At 71.2% G+C, this 24,618-nt stretch carries 20 protein-coding genes, 1 tRNA gene and 1 pseudogene (1 of these 22 only partly in view); 18 read left to right on the forward strand and 4 right to left on the reverse strand.

From position 1 onward, the window contains the following. Positions 1-76: 76 nt before the first annotated feature. Positions 77-991, reverse strand: a complete 915-nt coding sequence (locus D452_RS0103385; RefSeq protein WP_017542743.1) for a PP2C family protein-serine/threonine phosphatase — start codon at positions 989-991, stop codon at positions 77-79. Positions 992-1,171: 180 nt separating this feature from the next. Between D452_RS0103385 and D452_RS0103390 the strand changes: the two genes are divergently transcribed. Next, the gene (locus D452_RS0103390) at positions 1,172-1,759 is read left to right on the forward strand and encodes a hypothetical protein (RefSeq protein WP_017542744.1); all 588 of its coding nucleotides are present in this window, start codon (positions 1,172-1,174) and stop codon (positions 1,757-1,759) included. Between the two features lie 31 nt (positions 1,760-1,790). Next, positions 1,791-2,591: an alpha/beta fold hydrolase gene (locus tag D452_RS0103395; protein ID WP_017542745.1), complete on the forward strand. Its 801-nt coding sequence runs from the start codon at positions 1,791-1,793 to the stop codon at positions 2,589-2,591. A gap of 12 nt (positions 2,592-2,603) precedes the next feature. Here the strand turns inward: D452_RS0103395 and D452_RS0103400 are convergent, their stop codons facing one another. Then, a complete protein-coding gene (locus D452_RS0103400; protein WP_017542746.1) occupies positions 2,604-3,248 on the reverse strand; it encodes a phosphotransferase in 645 nt (214 codons plus the stop codon). 16 nt (positions 3,249-3,264) lie between these two features. Then, complete coding sequence (locus tag D452_RS0103405) at positions 3,265-3,672, reverse strand: RNA-binding S4 domain-containing protein (RefSeq protein WP_017542747.1); 408 nt, start codon at positions 3,670-3,672, stop codon at positions 3,265-3,267. Between the two features lie 98 nt (positions 3,673-3,770). Here D452_RS0103405 and D452_RS0103410 point away from each other — a divergent pair. Together D452_RS0103410 and D452_RS0103415 are read left to right on the forward strand one after the other, a co-directional pair. After that, positions 3,771-3,845, forward strand: a tRNA-Asp gene (locus D452_RS0103410). A gap of 67 nt (positions 3,846-3,912) precedes the next feature. After that, positions 3,913-4,641, forward strand: coding sequence for an rRNA methyltransferase (locus D452_RS0103415; protein WP_026128927.1), 729 nt, complete (start codon positions 3,913-3,915; stop codon positions 4,639-4,641). 34 nt (positions 4,642-4,675) lie between these two features. Here the strand turns inward: D452_RS0103415 and D452_RS0103420 are convergent, their stop codons facing one another. Next, positions 4,676-5,869, reverse strand: coding sequence for an MFS transporter (locus D452_RS0103420; RefSeq protein ID WP_017542749.1), 1,194 nt, complete (start codon positions 5,867-5,869; stop codon positions 4,676-4,678). A gap of 162 nt (positions 5,870-6,031) precedes the next feature. On the opposite strand from D452_RS0103420, the gene D452_RS0103425 reads away from it, so the two are divergent. From D452_RS0103425 to D452_RS27630, 14 genes and pseudogenes are all read left to right on the forward strand, one after another. Continuing rightward, positions 6,032-9,715: a nitrate reductase subunit alpha gene (locus tag D452_RS0103425; RefSeq protein WP_026128928.1), complete on the forward strand. Its 3,684-nt coding sequence runs from the start codon at positions 6,032-6,034 to the stop codon at positions 9,713-9,715. Then, positions 9,715-11,505, forward strand: coding sequence for a nitrate reductase subunit beta (gene narH, locus D452_RS0103430; RefSeq protein ID WP_017542751.1), 1,791 nt, complete (start codon positions 9,715-9,717; stop codon positions 11,503-11,505). Before D452_RS0103425 ends, narH begins: the two co-directional genes overlap by 1 nt. A gap of 134 nt (positions 11,506-11,639) precedes the next feature. Next, the gene (narJ, locus tag D452_RS0103435) at positions 11,640-12,320 is read left to right on the forward strand and encodes a nitrate reductase molybdenum cofactor assembly chaperone (RefSeq protein ID WP_051061241.1); all 681 of its coding nucleotides are present in this window, start codon (positions 11,640-11,642) and stop codon (positions 12,318-12,320) included. Next, positions 12,317-13,075, forward strand: a complete 759-nt coding sequence (gene narI, locus D452_RS0103440; RefSeq protein WP_017542753.1) for a respiratory nitrate reductase subunit gamma — start codon at positions 12,317-12,319, stop codon at positions 13,073-13,075. The genes narJ and narI overlap by 4 nt, the downstream gene beginning before the upstream one ends. A gap of 75 nt (positions 13,076-13,150) precedes the next feature. Further along, positions 13,151-14,089 carry a DUF5996 family protein gene (locus D452_RS0103445; RefSeq protein WP_017542754.1) on the forward strand — a complete coding sequence of 313 codons (939 nt, stop codon included), beginning with the start codon at positions 13,151-13,153 and terminating at the stop codon, positions 14,087-14,089. Between the two features lie 111 nt (positions 14,090-14,200). Beyond that, positions 14,201-14,488 (forward strand): GNAT family N-acetyltransferase, encoded by a 288-nt coding sequence (locus tag D452_RS0103450; protein WP_017542755.1) that lies wholly within the window; start codon positions 14,201-14,203, stop codon positions 14,486-14,488. A 129-nt stretch (positions 14,489-14,617) separates the two neighbouring features. Further along, the gene (locus D452_RS0103455; RefSeq protein WP_017542756.1) at positions 14,618-16,117 is read left to right on the forward strand and encodes an alanine/glycine:cation symporter family protein; all 1,500 of its coding nucleotides are present in this window, start codon (positions 14,618-14,620) and stop codon (positions 16,115-16,117) included. 224 nt (positions 16,118-16,341) lie between these two features. Then, on the forward strand, positions 16,342-16,941 hold the full coding sequence (locus D452_RS0103460; RefSeq protein WP_017542757.1) for a GNAT family N-acetyltransferase: 600 nt from the start codon (positions 16,342-16,344) through the stop codon (positions 16,939-16,941). A 396-nt stretch (positions 16,942-17,337) separates the two neighbouring features. Next, positions 17,338-17,547: a heavy-metal-associated domain-containing protein gene (locus tag D452_RS0103465; protein ID WP_017542758.1), complete on the forward strand. Its 210-nt coding sequence runs from the start codon at positions 17,338-17,340 to the stop codon at positions 17,545-17,547. A 1-nt stretch (position 17,548) separates the two neighbouring features. Beyond that, a complete protein-coding gene (locus D452_RS0103470) occupies positions 17,549-17,752 on the forward strand; it encodes a hypothetical protein (protein ID WP_017542759.1) in 204 nt (67 codons plus the stop codon). A gap of 17 nt (positions 17,753-17,769) precedes the next feature. Continuing rightward, positions 17,770-20,061 (forward strand): heavy metal translocating P-type ATPase, encoded by a 2,292-nt coding sequence (locus tag D452_RS0103475; RefSeq protein WP_026128929.1) that lies wholly within the window; start codon positions 17,770-17,772, stop codon positions 20,059-20,061. Positions 20,062-20,326: 265 nt separating this feature from the next. Beyond that, positions 20,327-21,613 carry a cytochrome P450 family protein gene (locus tag D452_RS0103480; RefSeq protein ID WP_017542761.1) on the forward strand — a complete coding sequence of 429 codons (1,287 nt, stop codon included), beginning with the start codon at positions 20,327-20,329 and terminating at the stop codon, positions 21,611-21,613. Then, complete coding sequence (locus D452_RS0103485) at positions 21,610-22,707, forward strand: cytochrome P450 family protein (protein ID WP_017542762.1); 1,098 nt, start codon at positions 21,610-21,612, stop codon at positions 22,705-22,707. Before D452_RS0103480 ends, D452_RS0103485 begins: the two co-directional genes overlap by 4 nt. Positions 22,708-22,966: 259 nt before the next feature. Further along, positions 22,967-24,618, forward strand: a pseudogene (locus D452_RS27630) (serine/threonine-protein kinase) (it continues 56 nt past the right edge of the window).

Consider the following 24,618-nt stretch of genomic DNA (forward strand, 5'->3'; position numbering starts at 1 on the left):
CCCCTAGCCACATCGGCGTGAGAGAGCCCCCGTCACCTGGGAAACCAGGCGGCGGGGGCTTCTTCGTGTCCGGCGGTCACCAGGTGACGCCGTGCCAGCTCACGTGGTGGTCGGTGTGGTCGGAGTCCTTCGTGCACCAGTAGGTGGTGCCGTCGCGCAGCAGGAAGCGGTCGCAGGCGATCCCGGCGGCGCGGTCCTCGGCCAGCGCGTCCAGCAGGAGTTCCGGACTCTCCGGGGGGCAGCCCGGTGCTCCGAAGCTCTCCAGCCCGTCCAGGAGGCGTTCCTGCCGGGTCCGGGGGGCGACGGGAGCCGGGGCCGACCTGATCACCAGGGCGGTGGCGTTGTCGGTGCTCTCCGCCTCACGCGCGGCGTCCACCAGGACGCGGACCAGGGTGTCGGGGTCGTGCGCGTGGTCGGCGACGAGCTCGGCCATCAGCCGCTCGTCCACGTAGTCGTGGACCCCGTCGCAGGTGAACAGGGTGAGGTCGGCCGCGGGCGCGGTGGTGGTGCCGATGTCCTCGGGGCCCGCGGTGGCGACCGAGGTGGTGACCGTGTGGTCGCAGGCCCGGGCGAGGTCGTCCGAGGCCCACCGGTCGCGCAGCTCCTGGCCGTGCGTGTGGTCCCGGGTGTGCTGGCGCAGGCCCTCACCGGGGCTCCAGGTCCACACCCGGCAGTCGCCGACCCACGCGATGTCTATGGGGTCGTCGGGGGCGTCCTGCCGGGCGTGGGCCATCACGCAGTCGGTGCCGGGGTGGGCTCGGGTGATCGCCCGGGCGGCGGCAAGGAGCGCGTCCGCGGCCTCGCCCGGAGCCGACGTGGCCGTGTCGGCGGCGAGCTGCGCGGCCCGCGCGGTGTCGGGGTGGTCGCCGAACCCGTCGGCCACCGCGGCCCGCCAACCGTCGGAGGCGGACTCGACCTGGTGTGCGCAGGCGTCCTGTTGGCTCGGTCGGGGGCCCTGGTCGGTGTCGGTGGCGATGACGGGAGAACTCATGCGCGCTCCTTCAACCGGTTCGGGTGGCCTCACCCAAGGACGATGGGACCTGGGAAGATGCTCGCAGACGGGGGTTTGGTTCGCGGACGAAGGTCACGAACCGGTGAGGGGTCCGAACCGGGCCGCTCCGGCCGGTGTCCCAAGTCCCGAGCCCGTTCCCCCACACTGGAGTGCCATCTGATGCAACAGCCCCAGAACAGCGAGACGGACAAGCTTCGCAAGCGGTTGAACAGGCTGGAGGTCGGCCACCAGAGGCGCGTCCAGGAGGAGTCACGCGCCAGGGCGGTGACCGCGGGCCTCTCGGGCGGCGCGGTCGCCCTGTTCCTCTCGATGTCCCTTCCCTGGGTGCGGGGCGGGACCGATCTCCGGTACGAGGTCCCCGGGGACGCCGACGATGCGGGGGATGCCTCGCGGGTCCTCTCGCTCGGGCAGGACCAGGCCGTCGCCACGGGGTGGGAACTCCTCGGTGTCGGGGCGTTGACATGGATCATCCTCCCCGCGTTGGTGCTCGCGGTCCTGGCGTTGGTCGGCCTGTTCGTCAGTGTGCGCGGCCTCTCTCTGTTCACCGTGTTCTTCGCCGCGGTACCTCCGGTGCTCTCGATGCTCCCGTGGCCCCAGAGCGCCTCGGTCGAGGGGACGTCGGTCGGGCCGGGGCTGGGAGTGATGTTGGTGGGCTGCCTGGTGGTGGGGCTCTCCTCCTACAGGTCCACCCACGACGGGAGCCGTGATCAGGTGGTCCACCTGGACAGTTCGGGCCACGCTCGGTAGGCGCCGGGATTGTCGGGTAGTGTCCTTTGACGTGAACCACGCGACCGCCGCAGACGGAACCCGAATCTGGTACGACGTCCACGGTGCGGGGGACGCCCTGGTACTGATCCACGGGCAGTCCCTCGACCACGAGATGTGGGACGGGGTGTACGAGGACCTCGCCGAGCGCCACCGGGTGGTGCGTGTGGACCTGCGGGGCACCGGTGGCAGCGACGCACCGCTGGACCGGGCCTACAGCATGGAACTCCTGGCCAGGGACGTCCTCGCGGTCCTGGACGACCTCGGGCTCGGGCGCGCGCACGTCTACGGGTTCTCCATGGGCGGGAAGGTCGCCCAGACGCTCGCGGCCATCGCCCCCGAACGGGTCGGCGCCCTGGTGCTCGGCTCCACGGCTCCCGGTGGGGAGCACGAGGTGGAGCGTCCCGAGCACGCGTCCCTGGCGCTGCGCAAGGCCAGCGGTGATGAGGGGCGCGGCCTGATCGGTCCGCTGTTCTACACGCCCGAGTGGGCGATGGCGCACCCGGAGACAGTCACCCGTGTGCTGCCCCGCAACCCGCTGCGCGCGCAGCGCCGTCACTACGAGGCCAGCCTCAAGCACGACGGCTGGGACCTGCTGCCCCGTGTCCAGGCCCCGACCCTGGTGGTGCACGGCGAGGACGACGAACTCACCCCGGTGGGCAACGCCGAACTGCTCGCCGAGCGCGTTCCCGACGCGGAACTGCTGGTCCTGCCCGGTGCCCGCCACGGCTACCTGCACGAGGCGGCGCCCAAGGCCACCGAGGCCGTCCTGGCCTTCCTCGCCGCGAACCCCCTGGTCTCCGCCGACCGGTGACGCCGGGGGTTCTCAGGGCTGTCGGCGGACCAGGTCGGCGGCGCGGGGGAGCAGGGACACCTCCTCAGCGGTGAGGTTGGGGTCCGCCCGGCGCAGGGCGACGGCGTCGTTCACGAGCCGGGCCGGGTCGCCCTCGGCGCTCCTGAGGTAGGGGTCGAGGCAGGCCCCGGCCAGGGCCGCCAGGGGGCGGGGACCGCACAGGCCGGTGAGCGCCAACAGGAGCGCGGTCACCGCCAGGTCCAGGTCGGGTTCGCCGTCGCGGGCGTTGGTCCAGTCGATGACCACCGGGCCCCTCGGGGTGAGGACGACGTTGCCGGGGTGCAGGTCCAGGTGCAGGAGTCGACCGGTGGCCCTGCCGGGGAGGGCGTGCAGGCGGGCGTGGAGCCCGGCCAGCTCCCGGCCGGTTCCTTCGGGGGTGAGCCGTCCCTCCAGGGCCGCGTCGAGCATCGTGGGCCCGTACAGCCGCTCCATCTCCAGCTCGGCCCCCTCGGCCCGGTGCACCTCGGGTGTGGGGAAGCCGTGCTTGCCCGCGTGCGCCATGGCGGCGGCCTCGGGGCCGGTGTCCTGCGGGTGGCGGTACCGGCGCAGCACGCGGTGATCGCCCAGGGCGAACACGTCGGCGTCGCGTCCTGAGGCCAGGGGGATGGGGGAGGGCACTGTGGCTCCTGGGGGGTCAGGCGGGGGGTGGGAAATCCGTGCGGAGCCGGTCCAGCTGGCGGCGGTCCCGCTTGGTGGGGCGGCCCGCGCCGCGGTCACGGCGGATCACCGGGGCGGCGGCCTGGGACGGCTGCGCCGGGGTGCGGTCCACGTAGCAGCGGGCCGCGACGGGGGCGCCGACCCTCTTCACGATGACGTGGCTCACGTCGACGATGCGCGTGATGCCGTGCAGACGGACCCTGACCTGGTCGCCGACCGTGATCACCATGGCCGGTTTGGCCGGCCGGTCGTTGACCCGCACGTGCCCGCCGCGACAGGCCTGGGCGGCGTCGGCGCGGGTCTTGGTGAGGCGTACCGCCCACAGCCAACGGTCGACCCGCGTGGAGTCCGGGCCGGAGGGAAGGGGGGCGGACGAGTCGCTCACGCGGGGTCCTCTCACGGGTTCGGGTGCGTTGTGAGCCACTCTAGGTCGACCGCGGTACGAAGCGCTCCAAAGTCGCGCTAGAGTTGTTCTTGCAACGAGGTCCTGTGGAGCAGTTAGGAGTGCTCGCCACCCTGTCAAGGTGGAGGCCGCGGGTTCAAATCCCGTCAGGACCGCATCAACGAAGGCCCGGTGTCCCAGACACCGGGCCTTCGGCGTTGTCGCGTGACAGGGGGGACGGTTGTGAGCTACCGGTACGCCACCGAGCGTGTGGACCACTCGGCTCTGGCGAGTGGACAGGTGTTGAGGTCCGCTCCCGGATACCCGGGATTTCCCGTGAGAATGGCGAGTGAACTCCTCCAACGGGCGATGGTCCATGTGGAGGGTGACCGGGTGCGACTGTGGGACCCCTGCTGCGGCAGCGGGTACCTGGTGGCCGTGCTGGGCCTGCTCCACCGCGACCAGCTCACGCACGTGCGCGCCACCGACGTGGACGAGGACGCCGTGGGTATCGCCGCGCGCAACCTGGAGCTGCTGACCGCCGAGGGGCTGGCCGAGCGGGAGCGGGAGCTGCGCCGTTCTGCTCGGGACTTCGGCCGGGTGGCGTTCGTGGAGCGGGCCGCGTCCGCCCGCGACCTGGCCGCCGGGTTGGCCGCCATGGGCGGGGACCTTCCGCACGAGTCGGGGGTGGCCGACGTCTTCACGATGACGGACCCGGTCGGGGCCGACCTCGTGATCACGGATGTCCCCTACGGCGAGATGACCCACTGGGACGGCAGCGTCCCCGACGGCGACCCGATCCGTGCCCTGCTCTCCTCGATGGGCCGTGTCCTGCCCCGGAGCGCGGTGGTGGTCGTGACGGCGCGCACCCGCCGGGTGCCGTTGCCGGAGGGAGTCCGGGCCCTGGAACGGGTGAAGGTCGGTAACAGGTCGGCGGTCCTGGTCCGCGCCCGGGACCTCGCGGCGCTGTGAATCCCGCCCCGTCCACAGCCTGTGGACGGGGCCGTCAGGTGACGTCGCGGAAGGCCCGTGTGGTGTACAGCGCCACGATGAGCGCGACCACCGCCAGCAGGACGAAGCCCAGCGTGTAGGCGCCCGTGGCCTGGTACACCACGCCCATGAGCAGCGGCGGGAAGTAGCCGCCGAGGCCGCCGGCGGCACCCACCAGACCCGTGACCGTGCCCACTCGGGACGGGTCCACGAGCTTGGCGACCAGTGCGAACACCGCGCCGGTGCCCAAGCCCAGGGACAGCGCGATCAGCACGAACGACAGCCCCGCCGGGAACTCCGCCGGGGGGTGCAGCGCGAGGACGACCGCGAAGGCGCACGTGCCGAAGAAGGAGATCAGGCAGCCCCGCACCGGACCGATCCGGTCCGACAGGATGCCGCCGACGGGACGGGCGATCACCGCGGCCACGGCGAATCCGGCGGTGCGCATGCCCGCGTCGGTCTGCGCGAAGTCGTAGGCGGTGGTGAGCAGGGTCGGCAGGTACGTGGAGAAGGCCACGAAACCGCCGAACACCAGCGCGTAGAGCGCCGAGGCCTGCCAGGTGGCCCTGAGGGCGAGCGCCTCGCGCATGCGGGGCAGGGCGGGTTCGGTCCGCGGGCTCCACTCGGGTGAGTTTCGGGCCAGGGACCACATGACCGCGCCCATCACCGCGAGCGCCACGCACATGAGCAGGTGGGTGGTGAGTACGCCCATGGCCTCGACCAGGCGCGGGGTCAGGAAGGCCGACAACGCCGTTCCGCCCATGCCCGCGCCGAACACGCCCGTGGCGAACCCGCGCCGGTTGGCCTTGTACCAGGCGTTGACGAACGGGATGCCGACGGCGAACGAGGTGCCCGCGATTCCGAGGAAGAAGCCCCAGAGGAGCAGCATCGGGTAGGAGTTCGCGGACAGGCCGACGAGGAGGGTCGGGACGATGCTGAGCAGGCAGATGGCCGTGAACATCACCCGGCCGCCGTAACGGTCGGTCAGGGTGCCCACCGGGATGCGCCCCAGAGAGCCCACCAGCACCGGGAAGGCGACCAGGATCGACGTCTGCGTGGGCGTGAGGCCCAGGTCCTCGCTGTAGCTCCGTGACAGCGGACCGATCAGGTTCCAGGCCCAGAAGGTCAGCGTGAACGCCGCCGTGGCGAGGGCGAGGTTGCCGCCCGCGGTTCCGGAACGGGTCGACCGCTCCCCGACTTCCGCACGCATTCCGGCTCCTTCGTCAGTCGTCTGCGGCGATTGTCGCCCAATGCGGTGTGGGAAACGTGACATCAGTGCCGGAGCAGGCATATTCATTAACGGAATGTGGTCGGGCCTGGGCTCTTTTTCCTGCGCTTCGGGCAACGGGCGGGCAAACGAGGTGTTTTCCTTATGGCGGCACGGAGTAAACGCGGGGGATCGGGCGACGGCCTTCTCCGGTTGGGAAACTACCTGACCCGTTCGGAGCCCCTTGACGGAGACCGTGCCCAGGTCAGACACGGTGGACGTGAGGGGGACGTGTTCTACCGTGACCGGTGGAGCCACGACCGGGTGGTGCGTTCCACGCACGGAGTGAACTGCACGGGATCCTGTTCCTGGGATGTTTATGTCAAAGACGGAATCATCACCTGGGAAACTCAGGCCACGGATTATCCGTCGGTCGGACCGGATCGGCCCGAGTATGAACCCCGGGGCTGTCCGCGCGGCGCGGCCTTTTCCTGGTACACGTATTCGCCGACCCGGGTGCGCTACCCCTACGCGCGCGCCGTGCTCGTGGAGATGTACCGGGAGGCGCGCGAGCGGCTGGGCGATCCGGTCCTGGCATGGGAGGAGATCACCACCGACCCGGAGAGGCGCCGCCGCTACCAGCGGGCGCGGGGCAAGGGCGGGCTGGTCCGCACCACCTGGGACGAGGCCCTGGAGATCGCCGCCGCCGCGCACGTCCTGACGATCCGGAAGTACGGCCCCGACCGGATCGCCGGGTTCTCGCCCATCCCCGCGATGTCGATGGTCTCCCACGGCGTGGGCGCCCGGTTCATCAACCTGATCGGCGGCTCGATGCTGTCGTTCTACGACTGGTACGCGGACCTGCCCGTGGCCTCCCCGCAGGTGTTCGGCGACCAGACCGACGTCCCCGAGTCCGGTGACTGGTGGGACGCCGCCTACCTCGTGCTGTGGGGCTCCAACGTCCCGGTGACCCGCACCCCGGACGCCCACTGGATGGCCGAGGCCCGCTACCGGGGCCAGAAGGTCGTGGTGGTCGCCCCGGACTTCAACGACGCCGCCAAGTTCGCCGACGAGTGGCTGGCCCCGCACCCGGGCACGGACGGGGCCCTGGCGATGGCCATGGGGCACGTGATCCTCAGGGAGCGCTTCGTCGAGCGGCCCACCCCGCGCTTCACCGAGTACGCGCGCGCCTACACGGACCTGCCCTTCCTCGTGACCCTGGACAGGAGGGACGGCCGGTTCGTGCCCGGCAAGTTCCTCACCGCCGCCGACCTGCCCGGGAACCCGGACGGTGCCAACCCCGAGTGGAAGCCCGTGTTCTGGCCGGAGGGGGAGGGCGCGCCGGTCGCCCCCAACGGCACGGTCGGCCACCGCTGGGGAGAGGACGGCCTGGGGAAGTGGAACCTGGACCTGGAGGGCCGCGTCCCCGAACTCACCTTCTACGGCCGGGGCGCCGAGGCGGCGGAGGTCGCCCTGCCGCGCTTCGACACCCCCGACGGCACGGCCGAGGTCGACACCCGCGGCGTCCCGGTCCGCAGGGTCGGCGACCGCCTGGTCACCACCGTGTTCGACCTGGTCCTGGCCCAGTACGGGGTGTCCCGCCCCGGTCTGCCCGGGGTCTGGCCCTCCGGGTACGACGACCCGGGCGCCGCCTGTACCCCGGCCTGGCAGGAGGCCCTCACCTCCGTCCCCGCCGACCGCGCGGTGCGGATCGCCCGCGAGTTCGCCGACACCGCCGAGGCCAGCGGCGGCCGGGCGATGATCGTCCTGGGCGCCGGGACCAACCAGTGGTTCCACGGCGAGAACGCCTACCGCGCCTTCCTCTCCCTGCTGCTCCTCACCGGCTGCCAGGGGGTCAACGGCGGCGGCTGGGCGCACTACGTGGGGCAGGAGAAGTGCCGCACGGCCACGGGCTGGGCCGCCTACGCCTCGGGTATGGACTGGTCGCGCCCGCCGCGCTTCATGGCCGGAACCGCCTACTGGTACTCGCACACCGACCAGTGGCGCTACGACACCTACCGGGCCGACGCCCTCATGTCGCCGCTGGGCCCCGGCAAGGTGCGCGGGCAGCACACCGCCGACCTCGTCGCGGCGTCCGCGCGCATGGGCTGGATGCCGTCCTACCCGACCTTCAACCGCAACCCGATCCAGCTCGGCAAGGAGGCCGCCGAACGCAACCGGGACCCCGCCGAGTACATCGCCGACCAGCTCCAGGACGGCACGCTCCGGTTCGCGGCCGAGGACCCCGACGACCCGAAGAACTGGCCCCGGACCCTCACGCTGTGGCGGTCCAACCTGTTCGGTTCCTCCGCCAAGGGCAACGAGTACTTCCTGAAGCATCTGCTGGGCACCCGCTCCAACCTCCAGTCGGAGCCCGCCGGGCCGGACGACCGGCCCGAGGACGTGACCTGGCGGCAGGAGATCCCGGAGGGCAAGCTCGACCTGCTCCTCACCCTGGACTTCCGGATGACCAGCTCCACGCTGCTGTCCGACATCGTGCTGCCCGCCGCCACCTGGTACGAGAAGCACGACCTGTCCACCACGGACATGCACCCTTACGTGCACGCCTTCAACCCCGCGATCGACCCGCCCTGGGAGACCCGCACCGACTTCGACACCTTCCACGCGCTGGCGAAGGTGTTCAGCGAACTGGCGGCCGACCACCTCGGCGAGGTCACCGACCTGGTCGCGGTGCCCCACCAGCACGACACCGAGGGCGAGCTGGCCCAGCCGCACGGGGTGCCGAGGGACTGGAAGGCCGAAGGGGAGCGGCCGGTCCCCGGGACCACCATGCCGGCCATCGTCCCGGTCCGCCGCAACTACTCGGCGACCGCCCAGAAGCTCGCCGCGCTCGGTCCGCTGGCCGAGGGGAAGGGACTACCGGTCAAGGGTGTCTCCTTCACCCCCGACGAGGAGATCGAGTGGCTGCGCCAGAAAAACGGGGTCGTGCGCGGCGGGGTCGCGGACGGCCGCCCCTCCCTGGACACCGACGTCAGGGCCTGCGAGATGATCCTCGCGCTGTCCGGCACCAGCAACGGTCGCCTGGCCGCCCAGGGCTTCGAGCGCCTGGCCGCGCGCACAGGCACCGACATGGACGAGCTGATCCACCACGCCGAGGAGCGCCGGGTGGTCTTCGACGACGCCCGTCGCGGGCCCACCCCGGTGGGCACCAGCCCGGAGTGGTCCGGCAAGGAGTCCGCGGACCGCCGGTACTCGCCCTTCACCATCAACGTCGAGCACGACAAGCCCTGGCACACGCTCACCGGCCGCCAGCACTTCTACCTGGACCACGACTGGATGCACGAGTTCGGTGAGGCCCTGCCCGTCTACCGGCCCCCGCTGGACATGGGCCGTCTGTTCGGGGAGCCCCGGATCGGGCCGACCGGTCAGCGCGAGGTGGTCGTGCGCTACCTGACCCCGCACTCCAAGTGGTCCATCCACTCCGAGTACCAGGACAACCTGCTCATGCAGACCCTGTCCCGGGGCGGCCCCACGATCTGGATGAGCGTGGCCGACGCCGAGGCGATCGGGGCGGCCGACAACGACTGGGTCGAGGCGGTCAACCGCAACGGGGTCGTCGCCGCGCGCCTGGTGGTCTCGCACCGCATGCCGACCGGGACGGTCTACATGCACCACGCCCAGGAGCGGACCATCGACGTGCCCAAGACGGAGACCACCGGCCGACGCGGCGGCATCCACAACTCGCTCACCCGCCTGCTGGTCAAGCCGACGCACCTCATCGGCGGCTACGCCCAGCTCACCTACGCCTTCAACTACCTCGGCCCGACGGGGAACCAGCGCGACGAGGTCACCGTCGTGCGCAAGCGGACGACGGAGGTGCGTTACTGATGGCGGAGCGGATCCCGGAACGGGCGGGCCGCGCGGACCGGGGGGCGCGGCGGCGGCCGATCGGCCGGGTCATGGCGCAGGTCGCCATGGTGATGAACCTCGACAAGTGCATCGGCTGCCACACCTGCTCGGTCACCTGCAAACAGGCGTGGACCAACCGGAGCGGTGTCGAGTACGCGTGGTTCAACAACGTCGAGACCCGCCCCGGCCAGGGGTACCCGCGCACCTACCAGGACCAGGGCCGGTGGAAGGGCGGCTGGGTCCGGCGCCCCGACGGCCGGCTCGTGCCGCGCGCGGGCGGCCGGATCAGGCGGCTCGCGACCATCTTCGCCAACCCGGTGATGCCCTCCATCCAGGACTACTACGAACCCTGGACCTACGACTACGAGACCCTGACCAACGCGCCCCTGGGCGACGACTTCCCCGTGGCGAGCCCGCGCTCGGCGCTCACGGGCAAGCCCATGCAGGTGAGCTGGAGCGCGAACTGGGACGACGACCTGGGCGGCGGACCCGAACTCGCCTCTCAGGACCCCATCGTGCGCAGGCTCGGGGACCGGGTGAAGCTCTCCTTCGAGGAGACCTTCATGTTCTACTTGCCGCGCATCTGTGAGCACTGCCTCAACCCCACCTGTGTGGCCGCCTGCCCGAGCGGGGCGCTGTACAAGCGGGTCGAGGACGGCATCGTGCTGGTGGACCAGGACCGCTGCCGGGGCTGGCGCATGTGCGTCACCGCCTGTCCGTACAAGAAGATCTACTTCAACCACAGGACGGGCAAGGCCGAGAAGTGCACCTTCTGCTACCCGCGCGTGGAGGTGGGCATGCCCACCATCTGCTCCGAGACGTGCGTGGGGCGCCTGCGGTACCTGGGGGTGGTGCTCTACGACGCGGACCGCGTGGGTGAGGCCGCCGCCGTCGAGGACGAACGGGACCTGTACGAGGCGCAGCTGGACGTGTTCCTCGACCCCTCCGATCCGGAGGTGCGCGCGGCCGCCCGCCGCGACGGCATCCCCGACCGCTGGGTGCGGTCCGCCGCGCGGTCCCCGATCCTCGCCCTGGCCAAGCGCTTCCGGGTGGCCCTGCCGCTGCACCCGGAGTTCCGCACGATGCCGATGGTCTGGTACGTCCCGCCGCTGTCGCCGGTGGTGGACGCGCTCACCCGGACCGGGCACGACGGCGAGGAGGCGGGCCACCTCTTCGGGGCCATCGACGCCCTGCGCATCCCGATCGAGTACCTGGCCGAACTGTTCACCGCGGGGGACACCGGTCCCGTGGACCTCGTGCTGCGGCGGCTGGCGGCCATGCGGTCGTACATGCGCCGGATCAACCTCGGCCAGGAGCGCGACGAGTCCATCGCCGAGGCGGTCGGGATGACCGGCACGGAGATCGAGGACATGTACCGGCTGCTGGCCCTGGCCAAGTACGACGAGCGCTACGTGGTGCCCACGGCCTTCGGAGTGGACGAGGCCGACAAGGGGGTCATCGAGGAGATCGGGTGCAGCCTCGACTTCGACGGCGGCCCCGGCATGGGCGGGATGGGCGACGTCCCCTTCGGTGAGGCCTCCGGGCGCCCGGACGCGGCCACCGTGGAGACCTTCCACGCCCTGCGCGACCGCCAGACCAGTGAGGGCGGAGCCGAGGAGCGGTCCGCCACCGACGGCCGCGTCAACCTTCTGAACTGGGACGGCAACGGTCGTCCGAGTGGACTCTTCCCACCCCGACGGGGTGGCGGTACCGACGACGGCGGCGGACGGGGCGCGGACCCCGGGCCGCTCGAAGGGGGTCGACCATGAGCACCAACACCAACACCAACACCAACACCAACGGCACGGACGACGTGTCCGGCGACGGCCGGAGCGCGAACGCGCTCGACGCCCGCGCGGTGATCCCGAGCCAGGACGGCCGCGACCCGGACGGTCCGGGACGGATGGGCTGGCTCGGTGCCGGCCGAGCCGCGCGCCGGGCGCACGCCCGCGCGGTGACCCACCAGGCGGCCTCGGTCCTGCTCGGCTACCCGGACGCCCTCTTCTTCGAGCGGCTCCCGCTGGCCGCGCGCGCTGCCGCCGAGCTGCCGAAGAGCCAGTCCCGCACCCTCCTGTTGGAGTTCTGCGAGCACGCCTCCAGCACGCCCGAGCTGGAACTGGCCGAGCACTACGTGGACGTGTTCGACCTGAAGCGCCGCCGCGCGCTCCACATGACCTACTACACGGACGGCGACACCAGGCGCCGCGGCCACGCGCTGGCCGAGATCAAGCGGGTCTACACCGAGGCGGGGTGGCGGGTCGAGGCCCGCGAGCTGCCGGACCACCTGGCGGTCATGCTGGAGTTCGCGGCCCGGGGCGACATGGACACCGGGCAGGAACTGCTCGTGGACTTCCGCTCGGGCCTGGACCTGCTCTCGCAGTCCCTGGAGGAGCACGGAACGCCGTACGCGCGGGTGGTCGACGCGGTCCGGTACACGCTGCCGCCGCCCCGGCGCGCGGACGAGGAGCGGGTGCGCCGTCTGGCCCAGGAGGGGCCGCCCGCCGAGGACGTGGGCATGGAGCCCTATGGTGCGCGGCCCCGGGTCCCGCTGCCCCTGACCGACGTCACCAGGAAACCGCAGTGAACCCCGGGGCTCCGGGGCCCGCGGACCTGATCCTGTGGGGCGTGCTGCCCTACGTGGTGCTGGTGCTCGTGGTGGGCGGGCTCGTGTGGCGGTATCGCTACGACCGGTTCGGCTGGACCACCCGCTCCTCGGAGCTGTACGAGTCCCGGCTGCTGCGGATCGGCAGCCCTCTCTTCCACTTCGGCCTGCTGGTGGTGATCGTCGGTCACGTGGTGGGCCTGCTGGTCCCCGACACGTGGACCAGGGCGCTGGGGGTATCCGACACCGCGTACCACGTGGTCGCGCTGTCGATGGGGATCGTGGCGGGTGTGTGCACGCTCGCCGGGATCACCCTGCTCGTCTGGCGCAGACGCACCACCGGCCCGGTGTTCAGCGCCACCACCCGCAACGACAAGCTCATGTACGCGGTCCTGGTCCTGGCGATCGTGACCGGCCTGGGGATGACCGTCTACTTCGCCGGGGTCGCGCTCGCGGGCGGGCACTCCGGCGACTACCGGGAGACGGTGTCGCCGTGGTTCCGGTCGATCTGGTTCCTGCGTCCGGACATCGCGGCGATGACGGCGGCCGAGGCGCCCTACAAACTGCACGCGCTGATGGGTCTGGCCCTGTTCGCGCTGCTGCCGTTCACCCGCCTCGTGCACGCCTTCAGCGCGCCCGTGGGCTACCTGTTCCGTCCCTACGTCGTCTACCGCACGCGTGACCCGCACTCGCCCGCCTCCGGACAGGCGGTGCGGACCGCCCGCCGGGGCTGGTGAAGCGACCGTTCCACGCGGCGCCGCCACCAAGCCACCGCCGCGCCACCCGCGTGACCCGACCAGGAGGCCGTCACCATGGAGCTGTTCCCCGCGTTCCCGCTTGACGAGTGGTACGACACCAAGCAGACCCTGCACCGTTTCGAGCAGATCGTCGGCAAGGTCCGGCTGGCCCACAGCCCCCGCCGCAACCATTGGTGGAACGTGCCCTTCCACCTGACCGGAAGCGGCATCACGTCCCGTCCGATGGGGCTGGTGGACGGCAACCCGGTCTTCACTGTGGACTTCGACTTCGTCCGCCACGAACTGGTCGCGTCGAACCTGGACGGGCACACGGCCGCCTTCCCGCTCCAGGGGCACAGCGTGGCCTCGTTCTACCTTCAGTTCCAGTCGGCCCTGGACAGCCTGGGGGTGGACGGCAGCATCCCGTCGGCCACGCCCTTCGACCTTCCCGACTCCGGCCGCCCCTTCGCGGACGACCACGACCACGCCACCTACGTACCCGAGCACGCCCACCGGTACTGGCGCGTTCTGAGCCAGGTGAACCTGGTCCTGGAGGAGTTCGCGGCCTCCTTCTCCGGCAAGACCAGCCCGGTGCACCACTTCTGGCACACGTTCGACATCGCGGTCACCCGCTTCTCACCGCACCCGATCCAGCAGCCGGAGCGGGCGGGCGGCCTGGTGCGCGAGGCCTACTCGCGCGAGGTGGTCAGCTTCGGGTTCTGGTTCGGTGACGACAACGTCCCCGAACCCTGCTTCTACGCCTACGCGGCGCCCGAACCGGAGGGGCTCACCGGGCAGCCGCTCAGCCCCGCCCAGGCGGAGTGGGCGCCCAGCGGGCAGGGGCACCTCGCGCTGCTGCGCTACTCCGACGCCAGGAAACAGGCCGACCCCAGGGCGGCGGTCCTCGGGTTCCTGGAGAGCGCCTACCGGGCCGGGGCCGGGCGGCTGGGCTGGGACATCGACGCCCTCGCCTGTCCCGGCGGGGTCACCGACCCCTACCTCGGGGGGCACTGAAGCCGTCCCGAGGGTGTGCGTGGAGGGTTCGACCGGGAACATGACATCCTGTGGGGCCCACCACGCGCGCACCACGCGCGTGTGACACGCACGAGGCAGGGGGAAGTGGCCATGGAGTTGTCCGTCGTCGACGTGCCGGAACGATCCCGCTACGAGGTGAGCGCGGACGGCAGGGTGGTCGGCTTCTCCGCCTACCACCTCATCTCCGAGGGCGTCCTGGCGCTTCCGCACGTGGAGGTGGAGCCCGCCTTCGAGGGCAGGGGAGTGGCCAGCGAGCTCATGCGCCGATCCCTGGACCAGATCCGGGGGCGCGGGCTGAGGATCGTTCCCATCTGCCCGTTCGCCCAGGCCTTCCTCAAACGGAACCCGGATTACGCGGACCTGGTGCACGAGGGGTGAACCCGCCCGAATAAGCGAGTAACGGAAGTATCACCATCCGAGAACAGTGCGCCTCAGATGGTGTTTCGTGTCCGTTCCGGGGCATGGGTCGGCGGTTGTCCTTGTTTGGAATGAAGGAGCCCCACCCCCGTGATACTGGCAGACGCAGTACCCACCCTCGATGCTCGCGTCACGGACGCGATCGGCACCTTCAACGACGACTTCTTCTGGTCGTGGGTCCTGATCCCCCTCCTGGTCGTGGTGAGCGTCTACATCACCGTCCGGAGCGGGCTCGTGCAGTTCCGCCTGTTCCCGGAGATGTTCCGGGTGCTCAAGAGCAAGCCCGAGGTCGCGCCCGACGGCAAGAAGGCGGTCTCCTCGCTCCAGGCCTTCTTCATCTCGGCCGCCGCGCGGATCGGCACCGGCAACATCATCGGCGTCTCGATCGCCATCTCCCTGGGCGGCCCCGGAGCGGTCTTCTGGATGTGGGTGATGGCGCTGGTCGTGTGCGCCGCGAGCTTCGTGGAGTCCACCCTCGCGCAGCTGTACAAGGTCCGTCACTCGGCCGGGTACCGCGGCGGGCCCGCGTACTACATCGAGCGCGGGCTGGGCCAGCGCTGGCTGGCCGTGGTCTTCGCGGTCATCCTCATCATCACCTTCCCGATGGTGTTCAACGCGGTGCAGAGCAACACCATCACCAACACGATCGCCAACTCCGCCGGTGAGCTCGGTGCCGAGACCAACCTGATGTTCTCGGCGATCATCGGCGCCCTGCTGGTCGTCCTCACCGCTCTGGTGATCTTCGGCGGCGTCCGCCGGATCGCCAACACCGCGCAGGCGCTGATCCCGTTCTTCGCCGGGCTCTACATCGTCATCGGCCTGATCGTCATGGCGCTGAACTGGCAGCTCGTGCCCGGCATGTTCGCCTCGATCATCCAGAACGCGTTCGGTCTGGGCGAGTTCGCCGCCGCCGCTCTGGGCGTGGTGATCATCCAGGGCGTGCGACGGGGCATGTTCTCCAACGAGGCGGGCCTGGGTTCCGCGCCGAACGCGGCGGCCAGCGCCTCGGTCACGCACCCGGTCAAGCAGGGCCTCGTGCAGACCCTCGGCGTCTACCTGGACACCCTGGTGGTCTGCTCGGTGACCGCCTTCATCGTCCTGCTCGGCTACCAGGGGACGCTCGACGGCACGATGGAGGGCGACCTCACCCAGCTGGCCCTGATGTCCATGCTCGGCCCGTGGGCGCTGCACCTGATGACGCTCATCATCTTCCTGGTGGCGTTCACGTCGGTGCTCGGCAACTACTACTACGGCGAGTCCAACGTCGAGTACCTGTCCTCCAACGCGAACGTGCTGTTCGGCTACAAGGTGGTCTTCCTCGTCGCCACCTTCCTGGGGTCGCTGGGGTCGATCGACCTGATCTGGACCCTGGCCGACACCACGATGGGCATGATGGCGCTGGTCAACCTGATCGCCATCACCCCGTTGACGGTGATCGCCTGCCGACTGCTCAAGGACTACACGGACCAGCGCAAGCAGGGACTGGACCCGGTCTTCACCAGGGACCGGATGCCGGACGTGCGCGGCGTGGAGTGCTGGGAGCCGCAGGAGGGGGTCGAGGCCCACGAGAAGGAGAAGCTCTCCTCCTGACCGAGGGCTGACGGGGGCGCGTCCGAGGCGGTTTCGGGCGCGCCCCGCGTGCTCTCTCGGGGGCACACGACGGTTCAGTCGGCGCTTGGTTCACTTCTGAAAGCACACAAATCCCTAACGGTAGGAGCTTTCAGGCATCCGTGTTCTTTCGGTCACTGCGGATCATCGCTAGTGTGCTGGATCACAGTTGTGGCGGTCAGAGTTGTGCCTCGCGAGGGAGTCCGATGTCCATCGTCTCAATCGAGCCCGCCACCGCCGAGCGGTGGGATGACCTGGAGAACCTGTTCGGACCGACCGGAGCGTACGGGCACTGCTGGTGCACGTTCTTCCGAAGACGCGCCAAGGACCACACGGCGAGTGTGTCCTGCGACCGGTCCACACGCGGTCTGGACAACAAGGAGGAGTTGCGTCGACTGACCCTGGACGGTCGTGTGCCGGGGCTGATCGCCTATGACGGGGACGGCCCCTGCGGCTGGGTCTCCGTGGCGCCGCGGGCGGACTTCATCCGCCTGTCCCGCTCGCGGACGCTGCGCCCGTCCGACCCCGACGAGCCCGGGGTGTGGTCCCTGGTGTGCTTCTGGCTGCCGCCGCGCAGACGCAAACGCGGGCTGGGCAGCCGGTTGCTGGACGGTGCCATCGAGTACGCGCGCGCGGGCGGCGGCCGGGTCCTGGAGGCCTATCCCGTGGACACGGCGGGCGGGCGCGCCCCCAGCGCCGAGGTCTACACGGGCACGGTCGAGATGTTCCGCAGGGCCGGGTTCACGTTGGAGGGGCACCACCTGAGTGAGCGGGTGGTGGCCCGGCTGGAGCTGAAGGCCGAGTAGAGCCCACGCCTCCCCGCCCCACGTCCCCTTCCCCCCCTTCTCCATCCGTCACCTCCCTTCCCCGGGCGCCGGAGACACGGCCCGACAAACGGGGGGAGGGTATCCGAGGCCGAGTCTCTCCCGGTCGTCGCGGGTGTGCCGCCGTCGAGGCGGCCCCGGGGTGTCCGATGATCCAAGGGGTCCCCGCGCGCGCCGTGGGGGCCCCGTTGCGCGTGTCCGCCCTGTCCCGGCGGGGTTCCGTCGCGCTCGGTACCCCCCCTGGGGTAACGTGGAGTGCGTGTTCCGGGGTCGAGGCGACGCAGGGGTTTGACATTTTTATACCCCAGGGGGGTATATTGGGCCTCGTTGGAACACGAGCCCGCGCACCAGTGCGGCAGAACCCAGCAGGAGGCAGGAATGGCCAGCACCGTCGTCTACACCGTCGAGGGCATGAGCTGCGGGCACTGCGTCAACTCGGTCACCGAGGAGGTCAGCGGGGTCTCCGGCGTCACCGATGTGAAGGTCGACCTGGAGAGCCGGAAGGTGACCGTCACCGGTGAGAGCCAGATCGACGACGCCGCCGTGCGCGCCGCGATCGACGAGGCCGGGTACGAGGTGGCGAGCTGACATGGGGGTGACCACGAAGCTCGCGCTGTACGCGGTGGGTCTCGTGGTCGTGTTCGTCGCGGCGTTCGGGGTCGGCACCCAGGTCGGCCCCGTCCTGCCGGACCAGCCCGGGGGACACGCGGAGAGCGTGGAGTCCCCGGCTCCCGCCGAACAGGACCACGACACCACCGAGAGGGACCACGTCGACGAGGGCGTCGACCACTAGCCACCCTGGAGCGGCATATGAGTAGCAGCAAGACGGCGTCCGCCGCAGTGGAGCCGGTGGAACTGGCGATCGGCGGGATGACCTGCGCGGCCTGTGCCAACCGGGTGGAGAAGCGCCTCAACAAGATGGAGGGCGTCACCGCCACCGTCAACTTCGCGACAGAGAAGGCCCGGGTCACCTTCGAGGGCGCGGCGGTCCCAGTCGAGGACCTGGTCACCCAGGTTGAGAAGGCGGGCTACACCGCCACCGTGCCCCGGACCGACCCCGACACCGCCGCCGAGGCGTCCGACCCGGCCGACCCCACCCGGGCCCTGTGGAACCGCGCCCTGGTCTCCATCGTCCTGTCCGTCCCCGTCATCGCGATGGCGATGGTCCCGGCGCTCCAGTTCACCTACTGGCAGTGGGCCTCCCTCGCCCTGGCCGCGCCGGTCGTGGTCTGGGGTGCGCTGCCCTTCCACGTCGCCGCGTGGAAGAACCTCCGGCTGGGCACCGCGACCATGGACACCCTGGTGTCCCTGGGCGTCACCTCGGCCTTCCTGTGGTCCCTGTACGCCCTGTTCCTGGGCACCGCCGGGACGCCGGGCATGACCCACCCCTTCGAGTTCACCATCGCCCGCACCGACGGGTCGGCCAACATCTACCTGGAGGTCGCGGCGGGCGTCACCTCCTTCATCCTCCTCGGCAAGTTCTTCGAGGCGCGGTCCAAGCGCCGCGCGGGCGCCGCCCTGCGCGCGCTCCTGGAGATGGGCGCCAAGGAGGTCGCCGTGCTGCGCGGCGAGGGCCCCGGCGCACGTGAGGAACTGGTCGCCGTGGACCGGTTGGCGGTCGGCGACCGCTTCGTGGTCCGCCCCGGCGAGAAGATCGCCACGGACGGCACCGTCGAGGAGGGCACCTCCGCCGTCGACATGAGCATGCTCACCGGTGAGTCCGTCCCCGTCGAGGTCGCGCCCGGCTCCGCCGTGGTCGGCGCCACCGTCAACGCCGGCGGCCGCCTGGTCGTGCGGGCCTCGCGGGTCGGCTCCGACACCCAGCTCGCGCAGATGGCGCGCCTGGTCGAGGACGCCCAGAACGGCAAGGCCGCCGTGCAAAGGCTCGCCGACCGGGTGTCCGGCGTGTTCGTGCCGGTCGCCATCATGATCGCCGTCGCGGCCCTGGGCTTCTGGCTCGGCACCGGCGACCCGGCCGGGGCGGCCTTCACCGCCGCCGTGGCCGTGCTGATCATCGCCTGCCCCTGCGCCCTCGGCCTGGCCACCCCGATGGCTCTCATGGTGGGCACCGGTCGCGGCGCCCAGCTCGGCATCCTGATCAAGGGCCCGGAGGTGCTGGAGAGCACCCGGCGCGTGGACACCGTGCTGCTGGACAAGACCGGCACCGTCACCACCGGCCGGATGGCCCTGGCCGGAGTCGCTGTCGCCGAGGGCGAGGACGAGGACGAGGTCCTCCGCCTGGCTGGCGCCCTGGAGAACGCCTCCGAGCACCCCATCGCCCGCGCCATCGCCACGGGGGCCGTGGTGCGGGTCGGGGACCTGCCCGTCCCGGAGGACTTCGCGAACGTCGAGGGCCTGGGCGTGCAGGGAGTCGTGGACGGCCACGCCGTCCTCGTGGGCCGGGCCGCGCTCCTCGCTGAGTGGTCACAGCCCCTGCCCGACGACCTGACCCTGGCCATGCGGGCGGCCGAGGCCGAGGGCCGCACCGCCGTCGCGGTCGGCTGGGACGGCCGGGCCCGCGGTGTGCTGGTCGTGTCCGACACCGTCAAGCCGACCAGCGCCGAGGCGGTCCGCCAGTTCCGCGACCTCGGGCTCACGCCGATCCTGCTGACCGGCGACAACGAGGCGGTGGCCCGCTCGGTCGCCGCCGAGGTGGGCATCGACGAGGTCGTCGCCGAGGTCCTGCCCAAGGACAAGGTGGACGTGGTCACCCGGCTCCAGTCCGAGGGTCGCACGGTGGCGATGGTCGGCGACGGGGTCAACGACGCCGCCGCGCTCGCCCAGGCCGACCTGGGGCTGTCCATGGGCACCGGTACCGACGTGGCCATCGAGGCCAGCGACCTCACCCTGGTCCGGGGCGACCTCCGGGCGGCCGCAGACGCGGTCCGGCTCTCCCGGCGCACGCTCGGCACCATCAAGGGCAACCTGTTCTGGGCCTTCGCCTACAACACCGCCGCCCTGCCCCTGGCCGCGATGGGCCTGCTCAACCCGATGCTCGCCGGGGCGGCGATGGCGCTGTCGAGCGTCTTCGTGGTGACCAACAGCCAGAGGTTGCGCCGGTTCCGCCCCCTGACCGGAACCGGTCAGATCGACACTGAGTAGCGACAATGTGACGCAGGTCTCGCAACTGGCGCGGACGGGCCGCTAGGGTTGCGCGAAGCCCCGCCCCCACGGGGCTTCGCGTTGATCCGCGCGGCCCGCACGCGTGTCGGCGCACCCCCCCGCCGGACCGGCGTCCCGCGCGCCGCGAGCACCAGAGAGGACGTCCCTCCGCAGCCGCCCCCCGCACAGCAGAGGTCTTCCCGTGTCATCTGGATGTCCCCGCGCGAAGCTGTACCACCACGAACCGCGACCCGACCCCTACTCCGTGTACGAGCTCATGCGCGCCGAACACGGCCCGGTGGTCCCGGTGGAGCTCGAACCCGGTGTGCACGGGTGGCTCGTCACCGACTACACCACCCTCATCTCCTGGTCGCGGGACACCACCACGTTCGGACACGACGCGCGCCTGTGGAAGGACTTCCGCGAGGGTCGCGTCAGCGCGGACGCCGCGGTCCTGCCCATGATGGCGCCGCGCCCCAACGCCCTCTTCGTCGACGGGACCGAGCACCAGAGGTACCGCAGGGCGATCACCGACAGCCTGGGCGCGATCGCTTCCGAGCGGTGGGTCCGGGTCACCGAACGCTACGCCCACGGGCTCATCGACCAGTTCTGCCAGCGCGGCCGGGCCGACGTCCTCAACGAGTACGCCCGCATGCTGCCGTTGCTGGTCATCAACGAACTGTTCGGGTTCGACCGCGACCAGGGCGTGCGCTTCGTCGAGGCCATGCGCAACCTGTGGCTGGGCGTCGACGCGGAGCGGTCCAACGCCCAGGCCGAGCGGGCGCTGTCGGAGGTGGTCACCGCCAAGCACCGCGATCCCGGCGACGACGTCACCACCCGGCTGATCCGGCACCGTGCCGCGCTCACTGACGAGGAGGTGATCATGCAGCTTCTGCTGGTGGTCGCCGCCGCCAACGAGCCGACGGCCAACCTCATCAACGCGGGAGTCCGCGAGGTGCTGGCCGACCCGAACGCCCCGGCCGACCGTGCGCCCTCCCCGACGATGCTCGCCGACATCGTCGACCGGGTGCTGTGGCACGACCCGCCCATCACCAACTACCCCGTGATCTACCCGCGCGTGGACGTGCCGCTCGGAGACGGCCGCACCATCGAGGCGGGTTCCCCCATCCTGCTGGGCTTCGCCGCGTCCAACCGCTTCTACATGGAGGAGAACGCGGAACGGATGGAGGAGACCCGCAACCGGGCCCACGTGGCCTGGGGCGCCGGGCCGCACCGCTGCCCGGCGCGTGAGGAGGCCACCACGATCACCATCGTCGCGCTGCGCACCCTCCTCGACCGCCTGCCGGGGCTCAGGGTGGAGGTGCCGCCGGAGGACCTGCGCTGGCACCTGTCCGCCCTGTCCTGGATACCCGTCACCCTTCCCGTGCAGTTCACCCCCCAGAACCCCCAGCCCCCCACACCGGTGGAAGGAACCCCTTGGACCGCGTCAGACTCGCGCCCGGAAACCTCCGCGCACAGAGCACCCACCTCCGGAAGGTCGCCCCTGTCGTCCCTGTCCAGCTTCCTGGTGAGGTTGATGCGTGGGTCGTGACCACCCACGAGGCGGTCAGCGCCGCCCTCGCCGACCCGCGCGTCCAGAAGGACAAGAAGTACTGGACGGCGTTCAACAACGGGGAGATCCCGGCGGACTGGCCGCTGATCTCGTGGATCATCAACGAGAACATGCTCTCCAAGGACGGTGAGGACCACACCCGCCTGCGCCGTCTGGTCTCCAAGGCGTTCACCCCGCGCCGGGTCGAGCTGCTGCGCGAGGGGGTCGTCGCGATCGCCGAGTCGCTCCTGGACGACCTGGAACGGGCGGCGGCGGAGAGCCCGGACGGTGTCGTCGACCTGCGGGCGGTCGTCTCCCAGCCGCTGCCACTCACCGTGATCAGCGAACTGTTCGGGGTGGACGAGGCGACCCGTCCCCGCCTGCACCGGCCCGTGGGCGTCTTCTTCGACCAGAGCGTCACTCCCGAGGAGGCGATGGCCACCTTCTTCGAGCTGTGGGGCGTGCTCACCGAGCTGGTGGAGACCAAGCGCGCCGAACCCGGCGACGACCTGACCACCGCCCTCATCGCCGCCCGCGACGAGGAGGACCGGCTCACCGAGGACGAGCTCCTCTGGAACCTGGTTCTGTTCATCAGCGCCGGCTACGAGACGACGATGAACCTGATCTCCAACGCCGTGCGCGCGCTCACCCACCACCGCGACCAGCTCGACCTGGTCGTGGCGGGCAAGGTGGAGTGGTCCAAGGCCGTGGAGGAGGTGCTGCGCTGGGACCCGCCCGGCCAGTACGTGCCCATGCGCTACACGACCGAGGACATGGAGCTGGCGGGGGTGCCGATCCCCAAGGGGGAGCCGCTCCTGCTCGGCTACGGCTCGGCGGGCCGCGACGACGCGCGCCACGGGCCCACCTCCGAGGAGTTCGACGTCACCCGTGAGGACAGCTCGCACCTGTCCTTCTCCCACGGGCGCCACTACTGCCTGGGGGCGAGCCTGGCCCGCATGGAGGTGAACGCGGTGCTGCCGCGCCTGTTCGAGCGCTTCCCGGATCTGGACGTGGCGGTGGACGACGCCGACCTGGTCCCGGCCCCGTCGATCATCGCCTCCGGGGTCGACGCCCTCCCGGTCCGGCTGCGCTGATCCCCCGGAGCGGCCCACCCGGTTTCGGCGGTCCCGTCGTGGGTCACCCCGGTGACCCCGGCGGGATTCGCGCATTTCAGGGGTGATTCCGGGGTTTGGTGACCCGGGAGCAACAGCCTTTGCACCTTCCGGAGAGCACCAAGGAGCGGGGCCGGCCTTCTAGACTCGGCAGGGTCCCCCGGTCCCCTCCCGTCGACCCCTGCCCTGTCCCGCCCTCCTCCCACGGAAGGCCCCCTCCCCCGAAGAGGATCGCGCGCACATGAACAGTTCGGAATCCGGCCCCGGCCGTGTCCTGGTCAACCGGTACCGCCTGGACGAGGTCATCGGCGCGGGCGGTATGGGCCGGGTCTGGCGCGGCACGGACACCCTGCTGGACCGCCCGGTGGCGGTCAAGGAGCTGACCACGCCGCCCAGCCTCCCGCCGCACGAGGTCGACGTCCTGCGCACGCGGATGATCCGCGAGGCCCGCAGTGCCGCGCAGCTCAGCCACCCGTCCATCATCACGGTGTTCGACGTGGCGGAGGAGGACGGCCGCCCGTGGATCGTGATGGAACTCGTTCGGGGTCCCTCCCTCGGTGACCTCATCAAGGACGAGGGCGGGCTGGCGGTCCCGCGCGCGGCCAACGTCGGCGAGCAGATGGCCGCCGGTCTGGCCGAGGCGCACGAACGCGGCATCGTGCACCGCGACATCAAGCCGGGCAACGTGCTCATCGCGGGCAACGACCGCGCCGTCCTCACCGACTTCGGCATCGCCCATCTGGACGGTTCCACCCACCTGACCAGCACCGGGCTGCTGATCGGGTCGCCGAGTTACCTGGCCCCGGAGGTCGCGCACGGCCGCGCGGCCACCTCCGCCTCCGACATGTGGGCGCTCGGCATCACCCTCTACCAGACGGTGGAGGGCACGCTCCCGTTCGACCGTCCCACCCCGATGGCCACACTGACTGCCATCGTCACCCAGGACCTGCCGGAGACCCCCAACGCGGGCGCGCTCCGCCCCGTCCTGGAGGCCCTCACCGAGAAGCGCCCCGAGGACCGGCCGTCGGTGACCGAGGTCCGCGCCCTCCTCAGGGAGATCCGGGACTCCGGCGGATCGACGAGCACCACCATGGTGGCGCCCGCCCTCGCCCCCGAACCCGCCCTGGAACCGGCCGACCCGCAGGCCCCGTCCGACTGGAACCGGGTCACCGACCAGGGCACCGTGCACCGCGCGGTCAGCGCCGCCGAGGCCGCACCCGCCCCGGTCCCGCCGCCTCCCAGCGTGCCCCGGCGCACCCGCGAACACGCGGCGGGCTCCCGCAGGAGGACGCTGCTGGTCGCCGTGGCGGCGGTCGTCCTGCTGGTCACCGTCGGCGCGGCCACGCTGTTCGTCAGCATGAACCGGTCGGACGACACGGACGCCGGGCTGGCCGGTTCCAGCGAGGAGCAGCCCGCCGGAGGCGCCCCGGAGGAGGGCGCCGCAGAGGAGACCGAGGCCTCCGCCGGTGCCGAGGGTGAGGGCGGCGCGGAGGAGGAGGAAGCGGCGGCCGAGGACGAGGACGACGAGGAGGAGGACGACCAGTGGGACTTCCTCGAACGCCACGAGGACTCCAGCGGCTTCTCCGTGGACGTGCCCGGGAACTGGGAGGTCGACCGCCAGGGCCACATGGTCTACTTCCGCAACCCGGACGGCGGCTACCTGCTGGTGGACCAGACCTCCAACCCCAACGACGACGCGGGTGACGACTGGCGCGACTTCGAGCCGACCGGCCGCCAGAACTTCGGCGGCTACTCGCTGATCGGCATCGAGGACGTGGACTCCGACTGGGCCGACGACTACGTCAGCGCCGCCGACTGGGAGTTCACCTTCAGCGGGCGCAACGGCGAGATGCACGCCATCAACCGCGGCTTCCACACCGAGGACATCGGCTA

It is taken from the genome of Nocardiopsis prasina DSM 43845, assembly GCF_000341265.1.
Taxonomy (GTDB): Bacteria; Actinomycetota; Actinomycetes; order Streptosporangiales; family Streptosporangiaceae; genus Nocardiopsis; species Nocardiopsis prasina.